The organism is Phaeobacter gallaeciensis DSM 26640, assembly GCF_000511385.1.
In the GTDB taxonomy this organism is placed as follows: domain Bacteria; phylum Pseudomonadota; class Alphaproteobacteria; order Rhodobacterales; family Rhodobacteraceae; genus Phaeobacter; species Phaeobacter gallaeciensis.
This window is the reverse complement of the sequence record NC_023137.1, coordinates 2,075,920-2,096,579: the sequence shown is the minus strand read 5'-3', so window position 1 is coordinate 2,096,579 and position 20,660 is coordinate 2,075,920. Positions and strand designations below refer to the sequence as shown.

The following is a 20,660-nucleotide window of genomic DNA, read 5'->3' as shown; positions in this document are numbered from 1 at the left end:
GGCAGGAGGGCCGGACAGATGTTCCGGGGCTAACCGCTGTACTGCATGGGCCAATCGCACGTCACAAGACATCGCCCAGACAAGACACCACCCCGATCGTTCACGTCCGCCCGGTAACGGGCCAGATGCGCGCGTGCGCGGCAGGTGCACCAAGGACACATGGCAAAGAAGATGCTTATTGATGCCACCCACGCGGAAGAGACCCGCGTCGTGGTGGTCGATGGAAACAAGGTTGAGGAATTTGACTTTGAATCTGAAAACAAACGCCAGCTTGCTGGCAATATCTACCTCGCGAAAGTAACCCGCGTCGAACCGTCGTTGCAGGCAGCTTTTGTGGACTATGGCGGCAATCGCCATGGCTTCCTCGCCTTTTCGGAAATTCATCCCGACTATTATCAGATCCCGGTCGCTGACCGTGAGGAGCTGATGGAGGAGGAGCGCGCTTATGCCGAGGCACAGCGCGCGCGTGATGACGAAGAGGATGCCAAACCTGCCAAGCGGCAGTCGCGGTCGCGTCGTGGCCGGACCAAAGCGGCGGAGGTAAAATCCGCGGACGTGGTCGAGACCAAGGACGTCAGCCCCGAAACCGCTGAAAACGGCGCTGATATCGCGGGTATGGAAACCATCGACCTGACCGATGAGGTCGCAGCCGCTGATACCAAGCTGGCGGAGGTTCCCGAAACCGCTCAAACTGAGGCGGCTGCCGCCGATGACGCGACCGTCGCCGAGCCGGTTGTGGAAGAGGCCGTCAAAGAGGCCTCGGGCACCCCTGAGGCGCAGGACGCATCCGGCGAGGCCGAGGGCGCGGCAGATGTGGCGACACCTGAGGCGGACGAGGCCGCAGATGACGCGGAGTCTGATGACAGTGCCGATAAGGACACCGGCGCAGATGCGACGGCGAAGGATGAGAATATCGAATCCGTCGCCGATGAGGATGACAGCGAAGATATTCGCCCGGTACGCAAACCCCGTCCACGTCGCTACAAAATTCAGGAAGTGATCAAGGTTCGTCAGGTCCTGCTTGTGCAGGTCGTGAAAGAGGAACGCGGCAACAAAGGTGCTGCCCTCACCACGTACCTGTCGCTGGCTGGCCGCTACTGCGTGCTGATGCCCAACACCGCGCGTGGTGGTGGCATCTCCCGCAAGATCACCAATGCCGCCGACCGTAAGAAGCTGAAGGACATCGCAACCGAACTGGACGTGCCAACTGGCGCCGGGCTGATTGTCCGCACCGCAGGTGCCAAACGTACCAAGTCCGAGATCAAGCGCGATTATGAATATCTGCAGCGCCTGTGGGAGCAGATCCGCGAGCTGACGCTGAAATCTATCGCGCCTGCCAAGATCTATGAAGAAGGCGATCTGATCAAACGTTCGATCCGCGACCTTTATAGCCGCGAGATTGATGAGGTTCTGGTTGAGGGCGAACGCGGCTACCGCATCGCCAAGGACTTCATGAAGATGATCATGCCGTCCCACGCCAAGAACGTGAAAAACTACCAGGATCAGCTGCCGCTGTTCGCGCGCTTTCAGGTCGAAAGCTACCTCGGCGCGATGTTCAACCCGACGGTGCAGCTGAAATCCGGTGGCTATATCGTGATCGGCGTCACCGAGGCACTGGTGGCCATCGACGTGAACTCCGGCCGCGCCACCAAGGAAGGCTCGATCGAGGAAACCGCGCTGAAGACCAATCTGGAGGCCGCCGAAGAGGTGGCCCGCCAGCTGCGTCTGCGCGACCTTGCTGGTCTAATCGTTATCGACTTCATCGACATGGATGAGCGTAAGAACAACGCCGCCGTCGAGAAGCGGATGAAGGATAAGCTGAAGACCGACCGCGCCCGCATTCAGGTGGGCCGGATCTCTGGCTTTGGCCTGATGGAAATGTCACGTCAGCGTTTGCGTCCCGGCATGATCGAGGCGACCACCGCGCCCTGTCCGCATTGCCATGGCACTGGTCTGATCCGTTCAGATGACTCGCTGGCACTGTCGATTCTGCGCCAGATTGAGGAAGAGGGCACCCGCCGTCGCTCCCGCGAGGTGCTGGTGCGTTGCCCGGTCAGCATTGCCAACTATCTGATGAACCAGAAGCGCGAGCACATTGCCCAGATCGAAACCCGCTACGGTCTTTCCGTGCGGATCGAAGGGGACCCGCATCTGGTCAGCCCCGATTTCTCGCTTGAGAAGTTCAAGACCGCGTCTCGCGTGGTGCCTGTTGCCGCCGCGCCTGTGGTTTCCGTCGATACCTCGATCATGGATCAGGTTGATGCGGATGAGGCGAGCGATGAGGCGGATGAGGCCGAGGCTGAAACCAATGACGCCGACGTCGCAGAGGTGCGGACCGCAGGTGATGAGGGCGAGGGCGACAATAAACCCAAGCGCAAGCGTCGCCGTCGTCGTCGTCGGAAATCCTCCGGTGGGGACGGTGATGACAGCAGCAATGCGGCGCAGGCTGATGCAAACGCGGATGACCAGACAGCGTCGGATGACGCCGCTGCGAACGAGGCCGACGCTAAGGCTGAGCCAGCAGAGAGCACCGATGCCAAAGAGGGCGACGGTGAGGTGAAGAAACGCACCCGCACCCGGACCCGCTCGCGCAGCCGCAAGAAGAAGACTGACGAGACAGTCACAGCTGAGGCCGACACCCCGGCGGAGACGGACGTCAAGGCAGAGCCTGTGGCTGAGGTCAAAGAGGTGGTTGAGGACGCAAAGGCGGAGGACAGCAAACCTGCCGAGGTTCCGGTTGTTGAGAGCGCAGATACGCCCGCCGAGGCTTCTGCGGAACCCGCAGCGCTGAATGGTGACGCCGCCACAGAGGTGCCGACTGCCGCCGAAGCGGAGACAGCCATGGCAGAGGAGGCCGCACCGAGCCAGATCGTGGCGGATGAGGCCACCGCTGGGGATGTTGTCGCAGATCAGGACACCCCTGCTGCTGAGGAAACAGCGCCAGAGGCTGCCGAGCCACAGGCCGCAGAGGCTCCGACGGAAGAGGTGGAGACAGCCCCGGAACCGGAGCTGGCCACGGCCGAAGCCGAACCGGCGAGCCCGCCGAAGCCGAAACGGCGCGGCTGGTGGTCGGTTGGCAGCTGATTGCAAAAGAATGAAAAGGCGGGCATCTGGCCCGCCTTTTTCATGTCAGGACCATCTGGGAGCTATGTGAGGACCGATGCAAACTGAAAACACCTCTCAGTCGGAGATGCTGTTGCAAGAGTTGCTGGCAGCTGAAACCGCTGTCTGGACTGCATTGCAACAGGGGGATGTGGCAGCGGACCGCGCGGCATTGCATCCGCAGTTTCTGGGCGTCTATCCAAGCGGCTTTGCCGGGCGGGACGAACATACCGATCAGCTGTCACAGGGACCAACGGTGGCAGAGTTCAGCATCGAGGATGCGCGCGTTCTACCGCTTGGACCCGAAACAGCGCTGCTGGCGTACCGCGCCAGCTACACCCGTCCGGGGCAGGCAGAGGGGCAGGCAGAGGGAGAGGTTGAAGGCGCTGCAATGTATGTCAGTTCGATTTGGCAGCGTCAGGATGGCGGCTGGATCAATATCTTCAGTCAGGACACCGAAGCCCTGCCAGAAGGGGTGGAAAATCCGCTCCCCTGATCTCAGCCACCCTTGCGGATCAGATAGATCTGATGCTGCGGATTGTCGCGGATTTCCAGTAGCTCATGGCCCGCTTCCTGGCAGAAGTGCGGGATGTCCACCACCGCAGCCGGGTCATCGGCATGCACCTCCAAAACCTTGCCAGAGGCCAATGGTTTCAGACGTTTACGTGCCTTCAGTACGGGCAGAGGGCAGAGCAGCCCGAGGGCGTCGAGGATCTCGTTCTCATTGGTCATACCTTGCAGATAATCCGGTTGTTTCATCCTGTCCACAAGGTTGTGACCAGCTCCCCCCGTGACCTTTGTCAGAGGCTGGTCTAAGGGTTGGGCATGTTTGGAATTGAAATCATCGACGCAGGGCTGATCCCTGCCATGCTGGTGGCGCTGACGGCTGGATTGGTCAGTTTTCTGTCGCCCTGTGTGCTGCCCATCGTGCCGCCCTATCTGGCCTATATGAGCGGCGTATCCATTGGAGAGATCCAAGGCACGGCGCAGGCCAGGCGGAAGGCAATTGTGGCCGCGCTCTTCTTCATCATGGGGCTGTCTACGGTGTTTCTGCTGCTGGGCTTTACCGCTTCGGCCTTTGGCGCGTTTGTGCTGCAGAATCAGGAACTTTTTGCACAGGTCTCCGGCGTTGTGGTGATTATCTTCGGACTGCATTTCCTTTCCGTGTTTCGTATTCCGTTGCTTGACCGTGAGGCGCGGATGGAAACCGATCAATCCGGCGGCTCGGCGGTTGGCGCCTATATTCTTGGCCTGGCCTTTGCCTTCGGCTGGACCCCCTGCATCGGCCCTCAACTCGGCGCAATCTTGTCGTTGGCCGCAACCGAAGCCTCGGTAGCGCGGGGCACCTTACTGCTGGGGATCTACGCGTTGGGGCTGGGGGTACCGTTTCTCTTGGCCGCGATCTTCCTCACCCGCTCCATGGTGCTGATGAACCGGATCAAACCTTACATGGGTGTGATCGAAAAATTCATGGGCGGGCTGCTGATCTTTGTCGGTGTGATGCTTGTCACTGGCCTGTTCTCTGAGTTCTCTTTCTGGCTGTTGGAAACCTTCCCGGCGCTGGCGACCCTCGGCTGATCCGCGCGACCTACTGCGGCTTTTGCACGGATCAAAAGCCCCGCTCGGCAAATCACCGGCGGGGCTTACGCTTTTGGTGCAGCGCGGCTAAGCTGAGCAGAGAACAACAGGCAAATCGGACCGCGTAATCCGTGCAAGAGCAGACCAATCACACACCTGCAGCCAGAAGGCTGCACCCGGATCCGGACGCCGCGCCGCAGGATCCGCCGGTGCGTCGTCGCAAGGTCTTCTATATCCCCGGCTACGACCCCATGCCGCCGCGCCGCTACCGAGAGCTGTATCGCAGTGAGGGCGCAGCACAGGCCGAGATTTCTGGCTATCAGCTGTCACTGGTGCCGCGTCCCCAGACCGCCACCGCCACCGGGACCGACGGTGCAGGCGGTTTTGGCTGGCAGGTCCGCGCAGAGATTGAGGGGCAGGAGATCAACACCGATATTGAAGTGCTGGTCTGGTCCGACATCGTTCAGGACAGTATGGATCCATCCATTGCCGAGACCTATTGGCAGATGCTTCGCACCGCCTGGATCTATATCTCCACCGGAACGCTGCGACGGCTGATGTGGCTGCGCAAGGGGCCGGTCATTGCCGCCCTGTACCCTGTGGGGATGCTGTTGCTGCAGGCGATGCTGGCTTTCATCGTGGCGCTGGTCATTGCACGTCTGGGGCAGGGAGGTTTTGCCCGGCTTGGCTTGACTTCTAGCTGGGGAGCCGCGCTCGCAACACTGGTGTTCTGGGCCGCTGGCTTGGTCGCAGCTGCGGCTCTGATGCGCTGGTTTCGGCGTCAGGACGGGCGCTTGTTTGCCTACTACTTGATGCATGACTACGCCCATTCGGCGGCGTTGCGCGGCGCCTACGCGCCAGAACTGGAAGAACGCATCGCGCAGTTCGCAGGGGAAATCGCTGTGGCGCTCAGCGATCCAAACTATGATGAGGTGCTAGTGGTCGGCCATTCTTCCGGGGCGCATGTCGGTGTCAGCGTTCTGGCTGACGTGCAGCGCAGCGGGCTGGCGGCGCGCCATGCGGTGCTGGGTTTTTTGAGCCTGGGGCAGGTGGTGCCGATGGTTTCCTTCCTGCCTGAGGCGCATCGCCTGCGCCGTGATCTGCGCGACCTCTCCGGGCGGGGAGATCTTTGTTGGGTCGATGTCACCGCACCGGGGGATGGCTGCGCCTTTGCACTGTGTGATCCGGTCGCGGTCACGGGGGTGTCCCCACCGCAGAAACGCTGGCCGCTGGTCGTCTCGGCGGCCTTTACCCAGACCCTCAGCCCGGCACGATGGGCGGCGCTGCGCTGGCGCTTCTTCCGGCTGCATTTCCAGTATCTCTGCGCCTTTGATCAGCCGGGAGACTATGACTATTTTCAGATCACGGCAGGTCCACGCACATTGGAAAGCCGCTATCGCACCCGCAATCCGTCGCGCTCGCGCATTGATGTGACCGCGTCTAAATATACCTCGGTTGGTGGATGATGACAGATCTGCCGCACCCCAAACGTCCGCCTGACAGCGTGCCTGTCACGCCTGCTGAGGGAACTCCGGTCATACCGCCAAAACCTGCCTCCCGCGCCGCCAAGGTCTCGCTCTGGCGTTATCTGAGGTTGTTTCGCGCGGATCTTCTCTCGGCGCAGCCGGCCAAGCTTTATCGTGCCTGGATGGCAGAGTTTCGCACACCCTTCTTTCGGTCTTTTCTGGTCAATCAACCGGATCTGGTGCGCACAGTGCTAAAGGACCGCCCGGAGCTGTTTCCGAAATCGAACCGCATTGGTGAGGGGCTGCGCCCGCTGCTTGGGAATTCGGTCTTTCTCACCAATGGTGAGGTCTGGAAACGGCAGCGCCGGATCATCGACCCCGCGTTTGAAGGAGGCCGGCTGCGACAGATCTATCCGGCAATGTATGCCGCTGCGGAGGCGGCTGTGGCACGGCTATCGACTCAATTGGAGCAGCAACCGGACCGCCCCATTGAGATTGAAGCGGAAACCTCCCACGCTGCGGCGGACGTGATCTTTCGCACGCTGTTCTCAATCCCGATTGATCACGAAACAGCACAAGAGGTGTTTCACCGGTTTCGTGCCTATCAGCAGGGCCAGCCTATTCTCAATCTCGCGGCCTTTGTGCCGCTGCCACGCTGGCTGCCCCGCTTCCACCGACCCGCCACGCGGCGAAATGCGGCCCGGATCCGGGGGCTGATCAAGGGTCTCACAGAGCAGCGGATGGCGGCCATCGACGCTGGTCATGCACCGGATGATCTCGCCACGAAGGTCATGACCATGCAAGATCCCGAAACCGGTGAGCTGTTCACGACGGATGAGATGGTTGATCAGGTGGCGATCTTCTTTCTGGCCGGGCATGAGACCAGCGCGTCTGCACTCGCCTGGGCGCTCTATCTGGTGGCTTTGGCCCCCGACTGGCAGGAAAAAATCGCAGCGGAGGCGGCGGCGCTGTCGCTCGACCAGTTCGCCGCGGCGGGCAGGTTGCGGATCAGCCGCGATGTCTTCCGCGAAGCGCTGCGCCTTTACCCGCCGGTGCCGATGATGGTCCGCGAGGCCAGCTGCCCACAGCAGTTTCGCGGCCGGGCTGTTCCGAAGGGCGCGCAGGTGGTGCTGAGTCCGTGGCACCTGCACCGTCACGAACGGCTTTGGGAGAACCCGGACGGGTTTGATCCGGGGCGGTGGCAGACGGAGAACGGCAAGACCTGCCAGCGCGAGGCCTATATTCCGTTCTCGGCCGGGCCACGTGTCTGTACCGGTGCTGGCTTTGCAATGATTGAGGGACCGCTGATCCTGTCGATGATCCTGGAGCGGTTTCGTGTGGAGCCTGTTGCAGACCAACAGCCAATCCCGGTCGCCCATCTGACAGTTCGGTCAAAAAACGGGATCTGGTTGCAGCTCATCCCGCGCTAACCCAGCAGCCGTTCAATGTTCCGCTATTTACGACGCACAACGCTGTCCCTTGCAGCTGCTTGTGACTGAAACAATTGCAGCAACCTGGCATCAGCGGTGAGGGGGCAGGGACCGGCATCTCTCTAAGATGCCAAACTTGGTTAACGTGACTTTAAGTGTCGCAGAACATGCAGACGAATGGCTGAGGCCAAACCGCAGTCCACGCCTCTGGTCTCGTCAATTTCGGCGGCCAGATCATTGATGGCGCGCCCGTCTTCAGCCGCAATCTCACGGAAGGCCTCCCAGAACTCATCCTCCAGCGAGACCGAGGTCCGATGACCGCGCAAAGTCAGCGAGTGTTTTCGGGGGCGATTAGTCATCTTCGGTCTTGGGATCGTCGCGCTTCGTGCCATCCAGTCGCCGGACGTCTTGCGCGTTACGGGCTTTGTCCAGATCCTTTTCAGCCTTGGTCCGGCCATAGGTCACGGCATTCTGGTCAGCGCGGGCCTTTTTCTCGGCCCGCGCCTTTTCCTTGCGATACCGGTTCAGATTAACCGGGCCTGAACCGGAACCAGCCATCAGTCTTTCGGGCCGATCATCTGCTCAGGGCGGACAACGGCGTCAAACGTCGCCTCATCCACGAAGCCAAGCGCGATGGCCTCTTCCTTCAGCGTGGTGCCGTTCTTATGCGCGGTTTTGGCAACCTTGGTGGCATTGTCATAGCCGATTGTGGGGGCCAGCGCGGTGACCAGCATCAGCGACTCTTTCATCAGCTTGTCGATGCGCGGCTCATTGGCCTCAATGCCGTTCAGCATCCGCTCGGTGAAGCTGTCCGCCGCATCACCCAAGAGCTGGATCGACTGAAGCAGGTTGTAGGACATCATCGGGTTGTAGACGTTCAACTCAAAATGCCCCTGCGAGCCTGCAAATTTGATCGCTGCGTCATTGCCCATGACGTGAGCCGCGACCTGGGTCAGCGCCTCTGCCTGTGTCGGGTTCACCTTGCCCGGCATGATGGAGGAGCCCGGCTCGTTCTCCGGCAGGATCAGCTCACCCAGACCGGAACGAGGCCCGGAACCGAGGAAGCGGATGTCATTGGCGATCTTGTAGCAGCTGCCCGCAATAGTCGCGAGCGCACCGGACAGGAACACCATGGCGTCATGTGCCGCCAGCGCTTCGAACTTGTTCGGCGCGGTGACAAAGGGCAGGCCGGTGATTTCGGCCATATTGGCTGCGACTTCTTCACCCCAGCCTTTTTGGGTATTAAGGCCGGTGCCAACAGCGGTGCCACCCTGTGCCAGCTCATAGATACCGGGCATCGCCGCCTCGACCCGCGCCAGGCCCTGACGGATCTGATGGGCGTAGCCGCCGAACTCCTGTCCCAGTGTCAGCGGGGTGGCGTCTTGGGTATGGGTGCGGCCAATCTTGATGATGTCCTTGAAGGCCTCGGCTTTGGCTTCCAGCCCTTCGGCCAGTTTGGTCAGGCCCGGCACCAGCACGTCGCGCACGGACATGGCGGTGGCGATATGCATCGCGGTCGGGAAGGTGTCGTTGGAAGACTGGCCCATGTTGCAGTGATCATTCGGATGCACCGGATCCTTGGAGCCGATCACGCCGCCGAGAATCTCAATCGCGCGGTTGGCGATCACTTCGTTGGAGTTCATGTTGGACTGGGTGCCGGAGCCGGTCTGCCACACCACCAGCGGGAAGTTGTCGTCGAACTTGCCCTCGATCACCTCGCCCGCCGCTGCGATGACTGCATCCGCGATCTTGGCGTCCAGCTTGCCCGACGCCTTGTTGGCCATGGCGCAGGCCTGTTTGATCACGCCGAGCGCACGCACGATGGCGACGGGCTGTTTTTCCCAGCCAATTGGGAAGTTCATGATCGACCGCTGGGTCTGGGCGCCCCAGTATTTGTTGGCGGGGACCTCAAGCGGACCGAAGCTGTCGGTTTCGGTGCGGGTATCGGACATAAGTCTCTCTCCGTCTGATGATGACTAAATGTATGCGTCGGTATGCCGTCTACCCCGGTCCGGGCCACGAGGCAATTGCGCAGTTTCGCGCAGCATAGCCATTCCGAACCCAAGGTATAGGGGCCATTGCAGGATGAGTTATTGCACGAGATCAGAAGACCGCTAGATTAAGCGCAGATACACCCGCGACAGACAACAATCCAAAGGATCTGCCCGTGCTGACATATCAAGCCAAACCGCCACAGCAGGCCGCGACCAAGGGCAGGCATCGGCGTCCTGCGCGGGGCAGGGTGCTGTCTCTGGCGCGGCTACAGTGGCAGGTCCAGGCGGGTTTTCTAACGCTGTTGATGATCATGACGCTGGCGGGGCAGGCGATTGCGGCCGATGTGCGCCCGTTCTTCGGGCGCTATCAGGGTTCGTTAGAGGTGCCTAATCCCGATGGTAGCAAGGAACAGCGTGATGCGACCGTTCGGATCGGTCCCCTCGCCAACAGTGATGACGGGTTTTTTGTTCAATGGACCACGACCTCGCTGAAAAAGGACGGTCGCCGCAAAACCAAATCTTACAATGTAGAATTCCAGCCAACCGAACGGGCTGATATCTTTGCCGCCGCGATGAAGCGCAATGTCTTCGGGCATACTGTGCAGCTCGACCCGATGAAGGGGGAGCCTTACGTCTGGGGCCGGATTATCGGGGACACGCTGACGGTGTTTTCGATGTTTATCGGCCCCAATGGCGACTACGAGATGCAGCAGTATGATCGCACATTGGCGGAGGGCGGATTGGATCTTGTTTATTCCTCGCATCGCAACGGTTTCCCGCGCAAGGAGTTGAAGACCTTTCTTGAGCGCCGTTAATGCCGTGGTCTGAAGCCTGTAAATATGCTTATTAACAGCGCATTAAGGGGTGAACCTCATCTTGCCATCACCCCAGATGTAAAAATGCGCCGCATAGGCTATGCAGCGCATCTGTCTGAGTGGGCACCCACCCAGCCAAGCTGGACATTCTGTTACTTGCGGAAACTGTCGAGAGAGACGACGTCAGCGGGTTTCTTGTCCGCCGGATCTTCCTCCACCTCAATCTCGATATCATCGTCGAGTTCGGCGACCATTTCCTCAACCTCGTCGTCATCCTCTGGGGATTCAAAGCGCAGGCCAAACTCCACAGACGGATCTACAAAGGTCTTGATCGCGTCGTAAGGAATATAGAGCGGCTCAGGTGCGTCGCCGAAATTCAGCGTGATGGCAAACCCGTCCTCGCCGACATCCAGATTGTCGAACCAGTGCTGCATGACCACGGTCATTTCGCCAGGGTAACGGTCCGAAAGCCAGTCGGCTAGCTCCGCATCAGGGTGTGAGGTGTCAAAGGTGATGAAGAAATGGTGGTTGCCGGGCAGCCCGTGCTCCGCAACCCCATCCAGAACCGAACGGATCAGGCCACGCATGGCCGAATGCATCAGATTTCCATAGTCAATTTCGCGGGACATTCCGATACCCTTAAGTCTCTTTGATTTCAGAATACGGATTTCTACCGGAAACTAAAGGGTTGCTCGTTAGGGATTCGTAAATAATTTCTGACACTAGCGGGATCACGCGTGGCATTTACGCTGCGATTGCGCGGCTCAGATGATCTGCGCCATCGCGATCCCAAGCCCTGCCATGGCGGGCAAAATCAAGGCCAGTCGGCCGCCGCACGCCAGCGCCACAACCGGCGCTGCCAGCACCAGCAGGGCGGTAGAGATATCAAGGCTGGCCATGACCGGCAGCATCAGCGAAATCGCAGGCAGCTCCAGCGTGACAGTCTCGCGAAACAGCACATGCAGCAAAAACCAGACCGAAAGGTTCAGGATAACCCCCACCACAACGGCGGTAATCGCCCGCAATGCGGCGCCCAGCCGGGGATGGCTAGCAATCCGCTCCACATGAGGGGCGGCGAGAAAAATCCAGAGAAAGCAGGGCATGAATGTGGCCCAGAGCGCCACCACCCCGGCCGCCAGCGCCATCCACATGCCAGAGGCCAGCGCGCCAGCGAGCATCGCCACAAATTGCGTCACCAGGATCAGCGGTCCCGGTGTTGTCTCGGCCAGCCCCAGTGCATCGATCATCTGACCGGTTTCGATCCACTGGTACTGCGCGACCACGGTCTGGGACATATAGGCCAGTACCGCATAGGCCCCGCCAAAGGTGACCACGGCCAGCTTGGCAAAAAACCAGCCAATATCCGCCAGCAGCTGTGGACCAAACAGGCTCAGCGCGCCGAGGGGCAGGAGCCACAAGCTGCCCCAGAGCACCAGCGTCACCCAGACAGGTCCCGCGGTTGCGGGTGTCAGCGCCGCGGGCTCGGTCTTCGCCGAAACCCCACGCAGACTGCCGAGAAGCGCAGCGGTCAGCAGGACCAGCGGAAACGGCAGATCAAAGAGAAACAACGCGAGGAAGCCAAACGCAGCCAGTGCCAGATCCGTCCCCCCATGCAACGCCTTCTTACCCAGCCGCTGGAGGGCCTGCAAAACAATGGCAACAACTGCGGCTTTGATGCCGAGAAATCCAGCCTGCACAATCGGTTGTGTGCCAAAATTCACGTAAAGAAACACCAGAGCCGCAATCACCAACGCCCCGGGCAATACAAACAACAGTCCGGCCAGAACACCGCCAAGCATTCCGCGCAACCGCCAACCTGCATAGGTGGCCAATTGCATCGCCTCAGGGCCCGGCAGCATCATGCAGAACGACAGCGCGCGCAGAAATCCCGCCTCGCTGAGCCAGGGGCGGTCCTCGACCAGCTCCTTATGCATAAGCGCAATCTGCGCCGCCGGCCCACCAAAGGACATCAGCCCGATCCGCCCGAAGACCCGGATCAAATCAGCCATAGCGATCGCGTCGCCGTTCGATGAGGTTTCGCGATTTGCTGATATCTCGGTCATAGGCGTCCTATTGACTGGTCGATGACCTTCTATCATCCCGTGCGCGCAGCGCCAGTGGTCAGCTGCCCAGCTGGCACAGAAACCCGCTGAACCTACAGATATGTCATAGTGCAGCGATCAGATGGGCTGATCAGTTGCCGCGCTCCTCAGGTATCATCAGCCCAGATGAGCCGCTCTCCCGTCATGCAGATCGGCAGGCAATCCGGCGGTAGCTGGCCAAGTTGCTCGAACATCGTCATATAATCGAAATTCGACAGAAACTCCCGGATCTGGCCGTCCTGCATGCGGACAATCAGCTGACCTGCGTAGTCCAGTGCATATTCCTCACTACGACCGTAGCCTCTTACCTGTATTCGTATCGCGGCGAAGTCGCCATCGTCCAGTGCATGGGTCAGCGTTAGCTCGAGGTCGTGAATGACGTTGCCAATGGTGCCGACCACCTCCCGGTAATCCGCGGCGATTGCAATTGCGCCGTGAAGGGGGCCGTTGACCTCCAAATCGGGGTGAAACATCGGCTCAACCAGATCCAGGTTCCCATTGACCCAGACATCATGAAACCACTGAAAGAGCCGCTCGCTGTTTTTCATAGATCCTCAAAGCTTCGGAAGCAGACATCGGCTCGCTTGGTGCCATCGACCGTTCCCGACTTCGGGGCTCGAGAAGATAAGACACCAGAGATGGGCGACAATCGCACTCAGAGATGAAACTGAAGCACAGGTCTTAACAAGATTACAATGGACATTCTGGCCGATACTCTGGATCGCGCGAAAACAAATTGTCGCCAATGCGCCTGATCACATCATTTGCAGGCGTTTGGATCCTCATTGGTGTGGGCCTTTTCCACATCTTTAGGTCTCATTTCAGGAAAATACGGTGTCAAATGACGATTTGGTACGTTTCGCGCGGCTTCTAGGTCGCGATACCCGGCGAAAATGGTCGATCCATGGATCATGAACATTCACACCGATACCCACCGCAATCTTGCCGAGGCACTGACCCCGCTTCCTGCCGGGCCCGCTTCGGATGTTCACTCACCTGAAGAGGGGCAGCGGCAGCGCGGCAGTTCTTCAATGCTGCGCATCCTGTTGCTGAGCGGGCTGCTGGCTGTCGGCGGGCTGGTTTACTGGCGCGCGGATCTGCCAGATCTAGCCGCCCTGAGCACGTGGGCCGGGAGGCTGCTGGACGCGGAGGCGTCAACCGCTGGGTCCCAGGCAAACAGTGCCGCAGCTGTTAGCCCTGCGCCTGTGTCAACCACATCGACCGTCAGCCCCGCGGCCCTGCCTGTTTTCTCCCGACCGGCAGAGATTACCGGCTCCGGCTATGTCACGGTACAGGACTACGCGTCTGTATTTGCCAAATACGAAGGCACGATAACGCAGCTCTTTGTCGAATTGGGTGATCACGTTCAAACCGGCCAGATCCTGGTGGAGGTCAGCGACCCCGGCGCGCAGTTCGCACTTCAGACGGCTCTCATTGATCAGGGGCTGGCAGAACTGCGGTTCGAGACCCGGCGTATTGAGCTTGAGCAAACCAGCCGCGACTTTGACAGGATCAATTCCTTGTTGGCTAAGGAAACCGTCACTGAGCGTGCGACACAGGACGCCGCCACGGCATTGGAGCTGGCTAGAACGGCCCTGAAACAAGCCGAACAGGATATGCGCATGGCAGATCTGAAGGTTCAGATCGCTCAGGAACATGTGGATGAGCTGATAATTCGTGCGCCGGTTTCAGGGATTGTTACGCAGCTGTCAGCACGGGTTGGCAATAGTGTTCTGGCACGGGTGGATACCATTCGAGACACCGACAACCTGATGGTCATTACCGATACGACCTCTGTCTATCTCGATGCGGAGGTGGCCGAAACCAATGTCTCGCGACTGCGGGTAGGTCTTAGCGGAGAGGCCGTCTTGGACGGTTTTCCCGATCAGCCCTTCGCGGTTCACGTGACAGGGATCTCACCGGTCGTGTCCGCCGAAAGAGGCACGATTTCGCTGCGTCTGGCGCTTGATACCCCGCCTGAGGGCATGCGCCCCAATATGGCCGCCCGCATTCGTATCGCCCTTGGTGATACCTGATCATCCTACCGTTAGAGGAGTAATTCCATGCCCCCATCCCAGAACACGCCCTTCATTCAGTTTGACGCTGTCTCAAAAGGGTTTTCCTTTAGCAAGGAGAAGATCCAGATCTTCTCGGACCTGAACCTGTCCATTGATACAGGTGAGTTCGTCGCGGTGATGGGGCCGTCAGGGTCTGGAAAATCGACCATGCTCAACTTGTTGAGTGGCATCGACGCACCGGACAGCGGCAGCATCCGCATCGGTAATTCTAAACTCGAGCAGATGGGAGAGGCTAAGAAATCCAATTGGCGCGCCCATAATGTCGGCATCGTCTTTCAGTTCTACAACCTCCTGCCAACGCTGAATGTCGCAGAAAACATCGAACTGCCGCTGCTGCTGAAACCCATCGGCCGGGCAGAACGCCGGGCACGAGTGGAGAAGATTATCGACCTCGTGGGACTCTCCGGGCGTGGCAAGCAGCTGCCCTCCAGCATGTCCGGGGGTCAACAGCAGCGTGTCGGGATTGCGCGTGCAATTGTCAGCGACCCGCCGCTGTTGCTTTGTGACGAACCGACGGGGGATCTGGACAGGCGTTCGGCCGATGAAGTGCTGGAAGTTCTGGGCTTCCTCAATCGCGAATTGAAGAAGACCATCGTCATGGTCACCCATGATCCCGAAGCCGCCACCCATGCCAGCCGCACCCTGCATCTGAACAAGGGGCAGTTCATGGAGAGACAAGAGGCCGCCGCATGACCTTTCTGACACTGGCCAGGCGCAATGCCTGGCGTAAACCGATGCGCACATTGCTGTTGATCTTCTGCATTGCGGTGGCCTTTTTGATCTATGGCCTGACGGCAAGCTTCCTGTCCGGCACCCAGGGATCGGCTGGCGCCAATGACGATGTGCTTGGTGTGATGAACAAATCGGGTCGGGACCAGACGTTGCCGATTGCGTACCTGCGCCGGATCGCCTCAGTAGAGGGGGTGGCAGAGGTCACCTATATGTCACGCCTGCGTGGCTTCAGCGAGGTTGAGCGCAATGTCGTGGTCGCCAATGCTGTGTCGCCGGAGGATCTTGCCCGGATCAACGGTACCAGCCTGGGGCTGACGCCGGATCTTTTGGCCGCGCTAAAACAGGGACGAGACCGCGTTCTGGTCGGCCGCGCGCTGGCGGATGCGCAGGGGTGGCAGGCCGGGCAGCGGATTGAGGTCACCTCCTTTAATATCATGCAAGAGGGCGGTAACCGGAATTGGCGGTTCGAAGTCGGCGGCATCTTTGAAGGCGCTAGCGCGAGTACGGACACCTATTTCATGTTGGCGAACTATGAGTATGTAAACGCCCTGCGCATCCGGAATGTGGATACCGTGGACGGGTTTGTTGTGCAGCCTGACCCCGATGTGTCGGCCAGTGTGCTGGCCTCGCGCATTGACGCGGAGTTTGCAAACACCGGTGCGCCGACACGAACGCAGACGGAAAAACAGTTCCTTGAGGCCTTTCTGCGCCAGTTTGCAGATGTCGAGTTGATCGTTTCGCTGGTCGTCGGCGCTGCTTTCGTGACCATTTTGATGATCGTTATCAATACGATGTTGTTTGCGGTGCGGGAACGGACCTTTGAAATCGGCGTGCTGAAAACCCTGGGATTCAAGAACGGGTTCATCGTCCTTCTCATTCTCTGTGAAACCTTGCTGATCTTTCTCGTTGGCGGGGCCATCGGAATCGCTCTGACAAAGCTTGCAACTCAGGTCGCAGGGCCTGCGCTCGGCCTGGTTCTGACGGGGGCGGTTCTTGGGAAATCCCTGGTGATCACCGTGCTGCTTGGACTTGTTACGGGGTTACTGCCTTCTGTCCTTGCAATGCGCACCACAGTCTCCAACGCGTTTAAAGCGAGGTAAGCCGATGGTTTTACAGATGAAACAAGTCATGGTGATGATTTCCGCCAATCTTCGCAGCTTGCCGCAGCGGATCTGGATTTCACTGTCCATGGTGCTTTCCGTGGCGCTTGTCGTTGCGGTGCTGACCGGGTTCCTTGCGATGGCCAAGGGGTTTGAGACCGCTCTGGCCGGCAATGGCTCGTCCGAGATTGCCGTCATCCTCGGCGGGGGAACCAATCAGGAAACCAGTTCGGATATTCCCGCCGGGGTGATCCGCAGTCTTCAGGCAACCTCCGCGGATCTTGGTCTTAAACGCGACGCCGCCGGTGCGGTCATTTTCTCCCGTGAGACTGTCGTACCGGTCGAAATCCAGTCTGCCGACGACGGGTCTCTTCAGACCCTAGCGTTGCGGGGCATGGATGCCACCGGCATTGCACTGCGCCCAAATGCGGCCATCGCGGTGGGTCGCAGTTTTGCGCCCGGCACACGAGAGATCATAGTGGGCCGCGATCTTGCCGCGCGGGCAGGGGTGTTTGGCATCGGAGAACGTGTTCGCCTCGGGGCGGTTGACTGGCAGGTGGTTGGTCATTTCACGGCCGGTGGTGGTGCCATGGAATCCGAAATCTGGGGCGAGTTAGAGGCCGTGCAGGCTGCGTTTGACCAGATGGGACAGGTACAAATTCTGCGCGCAGCGCTGGAGGGCGGAACCGGGTTGGAACAATTGCAGGCCACCTTGCCCGCGCTGTCGCAAACACCGCTGACCGCAGTGACTGAGGTAGAGCTATTGTCAGCACAATCCGCGCGCACCTCGACCCTGATCCGCATGTTCGGTTGGCCGCTGGCTATTCTGATGTCGATTGGGGCCACAATCGGGGCCATCAACACAATGATGACCTCGGTCGCCAATCGCGCGATGGAGATTGCCACGGTGCGCACCCTGGGGTTTTCGCGGTTGTCTGCCTTTGCCGGAACCTGGGTCGAGGCGGTTGCGCTGTCGATTTTCGGGGCGATCCTCGGCGCGGTGGCCTCCTGGTTGGTATTTCATGGCTGGCAGGCGAGCACGGTTGGACCGAATAACACCACCACCGCATTTCAACTGGAAGTGAGTATGAATGTCCTCCGCGACGGCGCGCTTCTGGGCGTTGCAATCGGGATGATTGGCGGAGCTCTACCAGCTTTGGCGGCGACGCGGGTAAAACTGGCAACTGCTCTGCGATCTGCCGGCTAGTCTTCTCACGCGCCACGACCGGTAAAGAACATGCCGGCCCCATGATTGGGGTCGGCATTTTACTATGTGTTTCTGGCTGGGATGTCGCCCCTCTGGGGAGATTCAGACCATCTTCTCAGCCTTTGCGGTCATGGATGAAATTCTAACACCAGTGTTCTTCGGACGGTTCCACCTCAGCGAAATTCAATAGCTGACGTGACCCGACGGGCCAGCGATTGCTGCCATCGTGAATCGCTTTCACGCTGCTCAAGCGCTGTATCGTCTGCGCCCGTCAGGCTAGGTTATTCTCTTCTTAGTATAGCAGCACACAGATCACGCATATTCACGAATCGGTTGAGTATGTACCAGCTATTTGCCACCTGAATGCACAACCTCAGATTGTCTTATGTCGACCTGTCGTTCGTGCTCAAGGATTGTACGGTCCAATGATTGATGGAGTGACACGGACGCGCAGAGGCGACCGTGCCATCGCTCGGCCCAATGGCTTCCTTAAGCTGTCCTAACGGAAGGTTAAGGTTCGAATATACGTTCTGAAGGGTACACTATCGTGAAAAAGGTCGTTCTGAGGTTGTGCGGAATTCACAGACTACAACGTGAAATCGCTGATTAATTCCTGTTTTTGACAGGGGCGTCAGCAAAAAGGACACGTTATGCTGCCGCTCAATCACATCTGTTTTCCAAGTGACGAAATCACGCGCATCCCGCTCAAGGATCTTGGTCCCAGCCATGGCCTGACCGCAGGTGCCGTGAAAATGTACCAACGTTTTTTCGAACTTGAGAGCGTGGGCCTGCACCGTGCAGATCTGAATGGCATGCTGGCGGCGGCGCTTGACGGCGTGCTTGCCCATCATCCTGACCTCAAATCGCAATATGGCACGTTGTTCTATTGCCGGACGCAGACCCATCACGGGTTTGCAGATGAAGACTGGCTCCGCTGTCTTGCCGATGAACATGGTCTTGAAGGATGGGATGTCAATTCCCTGACCATGACCAGCTGTGCCTCGGCTCTGGCAGCGATGCGGTTCATTCAGGCCTGCGATGCAGATGGCCCGGTTATCGTTCTGACAGGTGAGAAGGCGTTTCACTACAATGTTGCCCGCTTGCCGGTGGGTCTTTTGGGCGAACTGCCAACCGCAGCGCTGTTCAATGCTGGCCCGGGCAAATGGATGCTGCTGGACACCCGCGTGCGGCATATGCCGCGTTACTACCAGAACCCGGATGCCATGGCGGCGGAGGACCGGCGTGCGCTTCAGGACGATTACCTGGATGGGATGATCGGTTTTGTCGAGGATTGCCTGCGCGACTATTCAGACGCGCTGCGCCCTGATTTCCGCATTTTGCCCCACAACCTCAACCTCCCGGTAACACGGGCGCTGCTGCGTCACTTCGACTGGGAGGATCGGTGTATTCAGGGTGACGTTCAGGGCCTTGGTCACGGTTACTGCTCCGATATCTTTGTCAATCTGACCACTCACGAGATGTCGCAGCCCGATCAGATTTCCCCCGGCACCCAGTTGTTCGTCCTGGCCGCCGGAACAGGCGTGACCTTCGCGACCTGTCTGCTGGAACGAACAGATTTCAACTAACAGAGGTATGGAACATTGACTGCAATGATTTTCAAGGCGATCGAAACTGCGCTGTCCGAAGTAACGGAACGGCAGGTCAGCGGGCTGACACCGGAAACCGAACTGGACAAGGCATTTGATCTGGATTCCTACATGTTCGTCCAGTTCCTGCTGGCGTTGGAAGATCAGATTGAGGGGTTGCAGTTTGACCCCGACGCAATCGGCCAGCAGGAGTTCAACCGCGCGGCCTCCCTTGTCAGCCACATCGAAGACCGCATTGGCGCACGGCAGGTCGAACATGTTTGATCTGGACCCATCGAACGATCTGTCGTCGCTGACGGTTGCAGCACGCAGGAATGCCCCAAAAAAGGCCTTGGCTGAGTTGGGACGCCTGCTTACCGGGGTACCCGCCTATCCGGCTCTGAATGGTATGGCGCTTCATGCCACGGATCATGGTGCAGATACCGGTGTTGCGATCATCGACCTGAGCCGACCCAGCCACAAACCTTGCTTGACCGCCCCGGCGCAGGAGGACGTCGGGCTTCAGGCCTTTGACCTGCAACTGTCCTCTTGCGACGCCGGAATGCTGACAGATCTGGGCGAGATGAACCGTGCATTCGTGGCGCTGCGGCTGGGCTGGGTGCTGCGCTGCCTTGATCTTGCCTTTGGCTATCTTGAGGGCCGGGAGAGTTTTGGCATGCAATTGCTGCATCAGCCGCTGATCAAGGCGCAATTCTCTGAGATCAACGCCACCGTTGATCGCCTGCTGACCGAGAACCAGTTGCCGGGTCAGACCACGGCAGCAATGAACCGCTCTACCCACCGCGAGATTGGCCATCTGTTCGGCAAAGCGGCCAAGCTGATGGGCGGGCGCGGCCTACTTGCAGGGCAGTGCCATGGTTTGGAACTGCTAGATGCCGTGCTCTTTGCACTGATCCGTCCGGCACTGGCTGCGACAGCGGATGATCTTAACGGATTTGGACAGGGCTGAGCACCATGTGTACGAGTAGTTATCTGTTCGATATCAATGGAATGACGGTCGTTTATAAAGGCGTCTTACCCACAGGGGCTACCGGCGTTCCTCCGTGTGATGTCTCAGCGCAGCTTATTGCCACCAAGCGCAGCTCCATTCCGGCAATCGGTCCAAACAGCCAGGTTCCACTGGTTTATCTCCATCGGGACTACCACGCGGACGAGCGTTCGCCGAAACTGCTCGATATTCTTGGTGAGTGGCACCATGGCGGCCCGGTTCATGCGCTGCGCATCAGCAGTGTGACCACCCTAAGATCTGCACGCATATTCGTCGAGGCGCTGCTGGCGCAATTCCCCACCATTGTTGTTCTGGAGGACGGCGCGCAGGGCGGCGACCGGAGGATCTGTGTTCTCTCAGCTGAGCCGGAGGTTTCACCTCAGGAACAACAGCTTGAACCGGCGCCACTAACCGCCCGTCTGCCCCTACTTGGCACCCTTTCCCCCTAGCGCGGAGTTCGC

Annotated in this window: 21 protein-coding genes; 14 read left to right on the top strand and 7 right to left on the bottom strand. The window is 59.2% G+C overall.

Annotated features, from left to right (window positions below; all coding sequences use genetic code 11):
- Positions 1 to 159 precede the first annotated feature (159 nt).
- Positions 160 to 3,084, top strand: a complete 2,925-nt coding sequence (locus GAL_RS10040) for an Rne/Rng family ribonuclease (RefSeq protein WP_040104055.1) — start codon at positions 160 to 162, stop codon at positions 3,082 to 3,084.
- A 76-nt stretch (positions 3,085 to 3,160) separates the two neighbouring features.
- On the top strand, positions 3,161 to 3,598 hold the full coding sequence (locus GAL_RS10035) for a nuclear transport factor 2 family protein (protein WP_024097474.1): 438 nt from the start codon (positions 3,161 to 3,163) through the stop codon (positions 3,596 to 3,598).
- Positions 3,599 to 3,600: 2 nt separating this feature from the next.
- Here GAL_RS10035 and GAL_RS10030 read toward each other — a convergent pair whose 3' ends face one another.
- Positions 3,601 to 3,861: a sulfurtransferase TusA family protein gene (locus GAL_RS10030; RefSeq protein ID WP_024097473.1), complete on the bottom strand. Its 261-nt coding sequence runs from the start codon at positions 3,859 to 3,861 to the stop codon at positions 3,601 to 3,603.
- Positions 3,862 to 3,927: 66 nt separating this feature from the next.
- On the opposite strand from GAL_RS10030, the gene GAL_RS10025 reads away from it, so the two are divergent.
- The 3 genes from GAL_RS10025 (at position 3,928) to GAL_RS10015 (ending at position 7,576) form a co-directional block, all read left to right on the top strand.
- Entirely contained in the window at positions 3,928 to 4,680 is a 753-nt protein-coding gene (locus GAL_RS10025) for a cytochrome c biogenesis CcdA family protein (RefSeq protein WP_024097472.1), read from the top strand.
- 131 nt (positions 4,681 to 4,811) lie between these two features.
- Positions 4,812 to 6,146, top strand: coding sequence for a hypothetical protein (locus tag GAL_RS10020; RefSeq protein WP_244462756.1), 1,335 nt, complete (start codon positions 4,812 to 4,814; stop codon positions 6,144 to 6,146).
- A complete protein-coding gene (locus tag GAL_RS10015) occupies positions 6,146 to 7,576 on the top strand; it encodes a cytochrome P450 (protein WP_081731445.1) in 1,431 nt (476 codons plus the stop codon). Before GAL_RS10020 ends, GAL_RS10015 begins: the two co-directional genes overlap by 1 nt.
- 140 nt (positions 7,577 to 7,716) lie before the next feature.
- Here the strand turns inward: GAL_RS10015 and GAL_RS10010 are convergent, their stop codons facing one another.
- The 3 genes from GAL_RS10010 to fumC are packed head-to-tail and all read right to left on the bottom strand — an operon-like array spanning position 7,717 to position 9,528.
- Positions 7,717 to 7,935, bottom strand: a complete 219-nt coding sequence (locus GAL_RS10010) for a ribbon-helix-helix domain-containing protein (RefSeq protein WP_024097469.1) — start codon at positions 7,933 to 7,935, stop codon at positions 7,717 to 7,719.
- Positions 7,928 to 8,134: a DUF4169 family protein gene (locus GAL_RS10005; RefSeq protein WP_024097468.1), complete on the bottom strand. Its 207-nt coding sequence runs from the start codon at positions 8,132 to 8,134 to the stop codon at positions 7,928 to 7,930. The genes GAL_RS10010 and GAL_RS10005 overlap by 8 nt, the downstream gene beginning before the upstream one ends.
- Positions 8,134 to 9,528: a class II fumarate hydratase gene (fumC, locus tag GAL_RS10000; RefSeq protein WP_024097467.1), complete on the bottom strand. Its 1,395-nt coding sequence runs from the start codon at positions 9,526 to 9,528 to the stop codon at positions 8,134 to 8,136. The genes GAL_RS10005 and fumC overlap by 1 nt, the downstream gene beginning before the upstream one ends.
- Positions 9,529 to 9,743: 215 nt before the next feature.
- On the opposite strand from fumC, the gene GAL_RS09995 reads away from it, so the two are divergent.
- Positions 9,744 to 10,385 (top strand): hypothetical protein, encoded by a 642-nt coding sequence (locus tag GAL_RS09995; RefSeq protein ID WP_024097466.1) that lies wholly within the window; start codon positions 9,744 to 9,746, stop codon positions 10,383 to 10,385.
- 152 nt (positions 10,386 to 10,537) lie between these two features.
- Here GAL_RS09995 and GAL_RS09990 read toward each other — a convergent pair whose 3' ends face one another.
- The 3 genes from GAL_RS09990 to GAL_RS09980 form a co-directional block, all read right to left on the bottom strand.
- Positions 10,538 to 11,014, bottom strand: coding sequence for an SspB family protein (locus GAL_RS09990; RefSeq protein WP_024097465.1), 477 nt, complete (start codon positions 11,012 to 11,014; stop codon positions 10,538 to 10,540).
- Between the two features lie 135 nt (positions 11,015 to 11,149).
- Positions 11,150 to 12,448 (bottom strand): chromate efflux transporter, encoded by a 1,299-nt coding sequence (chrA, locus tag GAL_RS09985; RefSeq protein ID WP_024097464.1) that lies wholly within the window; start codon positions 12,446 to 12,448, stop codon positions 11,150 to 11,152.
- A 146-nt stretch (positions 12,449 to 12,594) separates the two neighbouring features.
- Positions 12,595 to 13,035: a nuclear transport factor 2 family protein gene (locus GAL_RS09980; RefSeq protein WP_024097463.1), complete on the bottom strand. Its 441-nt coding sequence runs from the start codon at positions 13,033 to 13,035 to the stop codon at positions 12,595 to 12,597.
- Between the two features lie 363 nt (positions 13,036 to 13,398).
- Here GAL_RS09980 and GAL_RS09975 point away from each other — a divergent pair, with 363 nt between their 5' ends.
- The 8 genes from GAL_RS09975 to GAL_RS09940 all read left to right on the top strand — a co-directional run bounded on the left by GAL_RS09975 (position 13,399) and on the right by GAL_RS09940 (position 20,648).
- Positions 13,399 to 14,523 (top strand): efflux RND transporter periplasmic adaptor subunit, encoded by a 1,125-nt coding sequence (locus GAL_RS09975; RefSeq protein WP_024097462.1) that lies wholly within the window; start codon positions 13,399 to 13,401, stop codon positions 14,521 to 14,523.
- A gap of 27 nt (positions 14,524 to 14,550) precedes the next feature.
- Positions 14,551 to 15,258, top strand: a complete 708-nt coding sequence (locus GAL_RS09970; RefSeq protein WP_024097461.1) for an ABC transporter ATP-binding protein — start codon at positions 14,551 to 14,553, stop codon at positions 15,256 to 15,258.
- A complete protein-coding gene (locus GAL_RS09965) occupies positions 15,255 to 16,397 on the top strand; it encodes an ABC transporter permease (protein ID WP_024097460.1) in 1,143 nt (380 codons plus the stop codon). The genes GAL_RS09970 and GAL_RS09965 overlap by 4 nt, the downstream gene beginning before the upstream one ends.
- 16 nt (positions 16,398 to 16,413) lie before the next feature.
- The gene (locus GAL_RS09960) at positions 16,414 to 17,604 is read left to right on the top strand and encodes an ABC transporter permease (RefSeq protein ID WP_244462755.1); all 1,191 of its coding nucleotides are present in this window, start codon (positions 16,414 to 16,416) and stop codon (positions 17,602 to 17,604) included.
- Between the two features lie 650 nt (positions 17,605 to 18,254).
- Complete coding sequence (locus tag GAL_RS09955; RefSeq protein WP_024097458.1) at positions 18,255 to 19,190, top strand: 3-Oxoacyl-[acyl-carrier-protein (ACP)] synthase III; 936 nt, start codon at positions 18,255 to 18,257, stop codon at positions 19,188 to 19,190.
- Between the two features lie 24 nt (positions 19,191 to 19,214).
- Positions 19,215 to 19,475 carry a phosphopantetheine-binding protein gene (locus GAL_RS09950; RefSeq protein ID WP_024097457.1) on the top strand — a complete coding sequence of 87 codons (261 nt, stop codon included), beginning with the start codon at positions 19,215 to 19,217 and terminating at the stop codon, positions 19,473 to 19,475.
- Positions 19,468 to 20,160 carry a hypothetical protein gene (locus tag GAL_RS09945; RefSeq protein WP_024097456.1) on the top strand — a complete coding sequence of 231 codons (693 nt, stop codon included), beginning with the start codon at positions 19,468 to 19,470 and terminating at the stop codon, positions 20,158 to 20,160. The genes GAL_RS09950 and GAL_RS09945 overlap by 8 nt, the downstream gene beginning before the upstream one ends.
- A 5-nt stretch (positions 20,161 to 20,165) precedes the next feature.
- On the top strand, positions 20,166 to 20,648 hold the full coding sequence (locus tag GAL_RS09940; RefSeq protein WP_024097455.1) for a hypothetical protein: 483 nt from the start codon (positions 20,166 to 20,168) through the stop codon (positions 20,646 to 20,648).
- Positions 20,649 to 20,660: the final 12 nt, after the last annotated feature.